Origin of the sequence: Cupriavidus phytohabitans, assembly GCF_000426345.1 — a bacterium.
Taxonomy (GTDB): Bacteria; Pseudomonadota; Gammaproteobacteria; order Burkholderiales; family Burkholderiaceae; genus Cupriavidus.
Genome location: NZ_AUFE01000165.1, coordinates 1 through 4,727, shown reverse-complemented (window position 1 = coordinate 4,727; position 4,727 = coordinate 1). Strand labels below are relative to the sequence as shown.

The 4,727-nt window shown below is 60.2% G+C and carries 2 protein-coding genes and 3 pseudogenes; all 5 read left to right on the top strand.

The window, feature by feature from the left end:
• Nucleotides 1-327 precede the first annotated feature (327 nt).
• A pseudogene (locus K309_RS38750) lies at nt 328-877 on the top strand (IS3 family transposase); the annotation flags it as partial.
• 514 nt (nt 878-1,391) lie between these two features.
• Nucleotides 1,392-2,467, top strand: a pseudogene (locus K309_RS38745) (IS630 family transposase).
• Nucleotides 2,468-2,699: 232 nt separating this feature from the next.
• Nucleotides 2,700-3,249, top strand: a pseudogene (locus K309_RS41255) (IS66 family transposase); the annotation flags it as partial.
• A 188-nt stretch (nt 3,250-3,437) separates the two neighbouring features.
• Nucleotides 3,438-4,058, top strand: coding sequence for an isopentenyl-diphosphate Delta-isomerase (idi, locus tag K309_RS0134020; RefSeq protein ID WP_306437352.1), 621 nt, complete (start codon nt 3,438-3,440; stop codon nt 4,056-4,058).
• A 105-nt stretch (nt 4,059-4,163) separates the two neighbouring features.
• Nucleotides 4,164-4,727, top strand: a 564-nt coding sequence (locus K309_RS42275; RefSeq protein ID WP_198030914.1) for an IS630 family transposase, incomplete at its 3' end; no start/stop codon positions are given.

Genomic DNA, 4,727 nt, shown 5'->3' with positions numbered 1-4,727 from the left:
AGTCCGGGTGTGCTGCCGGTGGGCATCCCCGTGGCTTACGCGGATAGTTGGCACTGTGCAGCACAGAGCTGCAATGGCAGCAGCCCCTGTCCCGCGCCACCGTCATCAGGTCTTCGTCGATCCGGCGTAACAGGGCAAAAAACGCCGGCGTTTGTAGCAAGGCATGGCACACTGCTGAGGTCTCCTTCATTGCTCGACACAATAAAGGCGACATCTTCCCTCAGGCGCGTGCGTGCACGCTCCCTGAGGGAACCCCTCCAGCGTCCATCACCGTTCTTGCTCAAATCCCCGCGCTTTCGGCATCACGAAAGCTGCTTATGCACAGCCAACGTGCTGGACCGGCAGTTTGACGTGGCAGAGCCGAACCGCGCCTGGGTTTCAGACATAACGTACATCCGCACGGGCCCAAGGCTGGTTGTACCTGGCGGTCGTGCTGGACCTGTACTCACGAAAGGTGGTCGGCTGGTCCATGGCGCCCACCATGCAAGCCGGCCTGGTCATGTCGGCGCTGACTATGGCGCTGCAGCAGCGCCGGCCAGCGCCGGGACTGGTCCTGCATTCGGACCGGGGGAGCCAGTACGCGAGCGATGAATACCAGGCATTGCTCAGGCAGCATCACGTGGTTTGCAGCATGAGCCGCAAGGGGAATTGTTGGGACAATGCGGTGATGGAGCGGTTCTTCCTGAACCTAAAGATGGAGCGCGTGTGGCAGCGCCAATACGCCAACCACGACGAGGCTCGACGCGACATCACCCAGTACATCGTTGGCTTCTATAACCCGGTGCGCTTGCACTCAACCCTGGGATATCTGTCGCCCACTGCCCACGAGGCGAAATCGACAGTGAAAGAACCTATTCGCCTGTCCGAAATAACTTGACCACCACAGGAGCGCGGTCAAGCCGGGACATATCGTACTTCTTGAATCGCATCACGCTATGTGCTAATCCATCGTACCGGCCAGCGATAGGTGTCCCTGGGGCGTGGCCCCGTTCCGCGAATGAACGGGGGCCTTGCACCTATTCTGAGCTGACCGCACTGAAATTGGCCCTCACTATGATAGCGGCTAGGGCATTTCGGCCCCGTCTTGGTGCGGAAATCCGCAACAATGCAACTGGACGATTTGCTCGACCTCGGGAGCGACACATCTCGTCACGAACAATGGCTGCGATGCCAAACATGCTTCGCAGGCCGTGCTGAGCAGTGAAGTCGCTTGTACAGAAAGCTGGTGATCGCATCCGGGGAATCGTGACGAGTCGCAGTAGGCCGGAGTTGAAGGTAGGCGCTTGCGCAGGTGTGGTGCGACAGCTGCTAGTGTCCTGCGTCAGAAGTTCCTTGCATTATTGGCGCCACATAGTAGTCTGCGTTGAAGGCACGCAAACGGCGAGGCGGTGATGAGAGGAAGACCAAAGGCGGAACTTGTATTGAGTGAGGTCGAACGTGAGCAACTCAAGGCGCTGACGATGCGGCGCAAGACCGCACAGGCGTTGGCGTTACGCGCGCGCATTGTGCTGGCTAGCGCTGAAGGCTTGGACAACAAGACCGTCGCGGCAAAGCAGCATGTCACTCAGCAAACCGTATCGAAATGGCGTGCGCGGTTCGTGGCGCATCGGCTCGATGGACTGCTCGATGCGCCGCGCCCAGGGGCACCGAGGTCCATCGATGATGCACAGGTGGATGCGGTTATTGCCAAGACGCTCGAATCCGTGCCGGCCAACGCCACCCACTGGAGCACGCGCAGTATGGCTCGCGCGGCGAATCTATCTGCGTCGACCGTGACGCGTATCTGGCGTGCGTTTGGACTCAGCCTCATCGACAGGAGACCTTCAAGCTCTCCACCGACCCATTGTTCGTGGAGAAGGTGCGCGATATCGTGGGGTTGTACCTCGACCCACCGCTCAAAGCCATGGTGTTGTGCGTTGACGAGAAGAGCCAGATTCAAGCACTGGACCGCACGCAACCCATGCTACCGCTGGCGCCAGGCATCCCCGAGCGACGCACGCACGACTACATGCGCCATGGCACGACAACGTTGTTCGCCGCGCTGGACATCGCCACTGGAAAAGTTATCGGTGAATTGCATCGCAGCAGTGAGTTCCTGCAGTTTCTACGCACGATTGAAGCCAACGTGCCACCCAAGCTCGATGTGCATCTCGTCATGGACAACTACGGCACACACAAGACGCCGTCGATCAAGGCTTGGTTCGCTCGCCATCCGCGCTTCCACGTTCATTTCACACCGACCTCCGCCTCATGGATCTATCAAGTGGAACGCTGGTTTGCAGCCATCACGGAACAATACATCCGCCGCGGCACACATCGATCAACCCGACAACTTGAGCAAGCCATCCATCAATACCTCGACCTGAACAACGCCAACCCCACGCCTTTCGTGTGGACGAACTCCGCCGATGACATCCTCGCCAGCATCAGGCGATTTTGTCTGCGAATTTCTGACGCAGGACACTAGCTACGCGCAGCGTTGCGTGCATCGCAGTCACCGCAGAGGCCTCTTCGACCAACCACGGAGAAGGAACGACGGCGGTTGTGCAATCAACCGAAACGAATGCGCTTTCGGCCGCTGTGGCCTGCGACCAAGATACGCCCTTATGCGCTGCAGTGCATAAGGGCGTATCTTGGTCGCAGGCCATCTACGTGCGAACGAGTTGAACTCACGCATGGGCATGTCGGTCAAACTCGCCATGCCCGTCAATGTCACGATCACTGCTGAAGAACTTGATGAGCTGCTCGCAGAACGCGACGCAGCGCGCCAGCTCCGCCTCGAACGTGATGTCCTTCAGGGTGATTTGCGCCTGGTAAAGGCTGAACGCGATCTGGCAGAAGAACGACTGCGTGCCTATCGGCGCGAATTGTTCGGCGCCAAGAGCGAAGCGCGTGATGCGGGCCAACTCGGCCTGTTCAACGAGGCCGAAGCACTCACCGCCAACGCACAGCCTGCACAGGAAGACGTGCCCGGCACGAAGGGCGCCGCTCACACCCGCAACAAGCGTGGTCGCAAGCCCCTCGATCCCAAGCTGCCACGCGAAGTGGTGCGTCACGACCTGCCGGAGTCCGAACGCTTCTGTGCCCACGATGGCCACGCGCTGGTCGAGATCGGCGTTGAAATCAGCGAACAACTGGACGTGATCCCGGAGTGTCATCCAGCACCAGCGCGTCAAGCGTGCCTGCCCGTGCTGCGATCTGGGCATCAAAGTCACGCCGGCCCTGCCGCGTATTATCCCCCGTGGCCTGAATCAAGGCCGAGGAGGCCCGTGCCCAAGGCCCTGCGCACGCCGCAATTGACGGCCACGCGCTTCGTCAAACTCATCGGCAAGTTGTTTGCCGCGGAATCGCGCTCGGGCCGACTGGCCGTTAGCGCGGCGACAGCGCCTGCGTCGGCGTTACAGCGCACGCGTGCTGACCGTCATCTTCATTCCAAGATGAAAACAACGGAACCTGACACAAAGGAAACTTACGTAATGCCGGATGATTTGATGCAATTGGACTCTGATATTGATACCACCCAGGTCGGTGCCTGCTCTCACCAGGAACATCTTATCCTCGTCGACGCAGCCAATAACGAAATCGGCTCCGCCCTCAAGCTGCCCGCCCACGAACAAGGATTGTTACACCGGGCATTCTCTGTCTTCATCGTCAATCGTGACGGTGAGATTCTGATGCAGCGTCGTGCGGCCGTGAAATACCATTCGGCCGGCCGCTGGTCGAATACGTGTTGCGGGCATCCTCGACCCGGCGAGCGAGTCGAGGTTGCGGCCCTCCGCCGCCTTGGGGAGGAAATGGGCATCGCCTGCGAATTGAAGTCGGTAGCGGTCTTCCAATATCGCACCGATGTCGGCCACGGTCTGATTGAAAATGAGATCGACCATCTGTTCATCGGCGTCTGCGATGACGCGCCACTGCCGACTCCCGAGGAGGTAAGCGAGTGGATGTATATTCCGCCGGACGCGCTGGCCGCGAGTATATCGCAGGCCCCCGACGATTTCTCCGCGTGGCTCCCAATGGCGTTCAATCACGTCCGTCCCCACCTGATTTCCGGCTAATGTAGCGTTCTGTTCTTGATGGAACTTATATGAATTCGGCGTCTCGCAATCCCCTACTGCGACACAGCGTGGAGAGAGCGAGTGCGAGTTGCCCCCGAGATCCTGTTGTCCGACGAGGAGCGAACCAAGTTGACGAGGCTGGTTCGGTCCGCGCTCACGAGCGTGAGGCTGGCGCAGCGCGCACGCATCGTGCTACTGGTCGCCGACGGAATGCAGAACAAAGACATCGCCGAGCAGTTGGGAGTCGGACGCGTGCAGGTCTCGCGCTGGCGGGAGCGGTATGCGCAATCGGGACTGGCCGGTATCGAACGCGACTTGCCGCGCGGTGCGCCGCCGTTGAAGGTCGATACGGCGCGTCTGGTGGAACTGACCACGCAGAGCAAGCCCCAAGCAGCCACGCACTGGAGCACGCGCAAGATGGGCGCCGAGTTGGGCGTGAGCGCCAGCACCGTCATGCGCCATTGGCACCCCCACGGGTTGAAGCCGCACATCGTGCGCGGCTTCAAAGTGTCGCGCGATCCGAAGTTCGTCGAGAAGCTTGAAGACATCGTTGGCCTCTACATGTCGCCACCCGAGCACGCGCTGGTGCTATGCTGCGATGAGAAGAGCCAGGTGCAGGCGCTGGATCGCACGCAGCCCGGCTTGCCGTTGAAGAAGGGACGTGCGGCC

What these genes read in the sequence shown, in the direction of transcription:
- idi (WP_306437352.1), top strand. Translation starts at nt 3,438, where the DNA reads ATGAAAACAACGGAACCTGACACAAAGGAAACTTACGTAATGCCGGAT.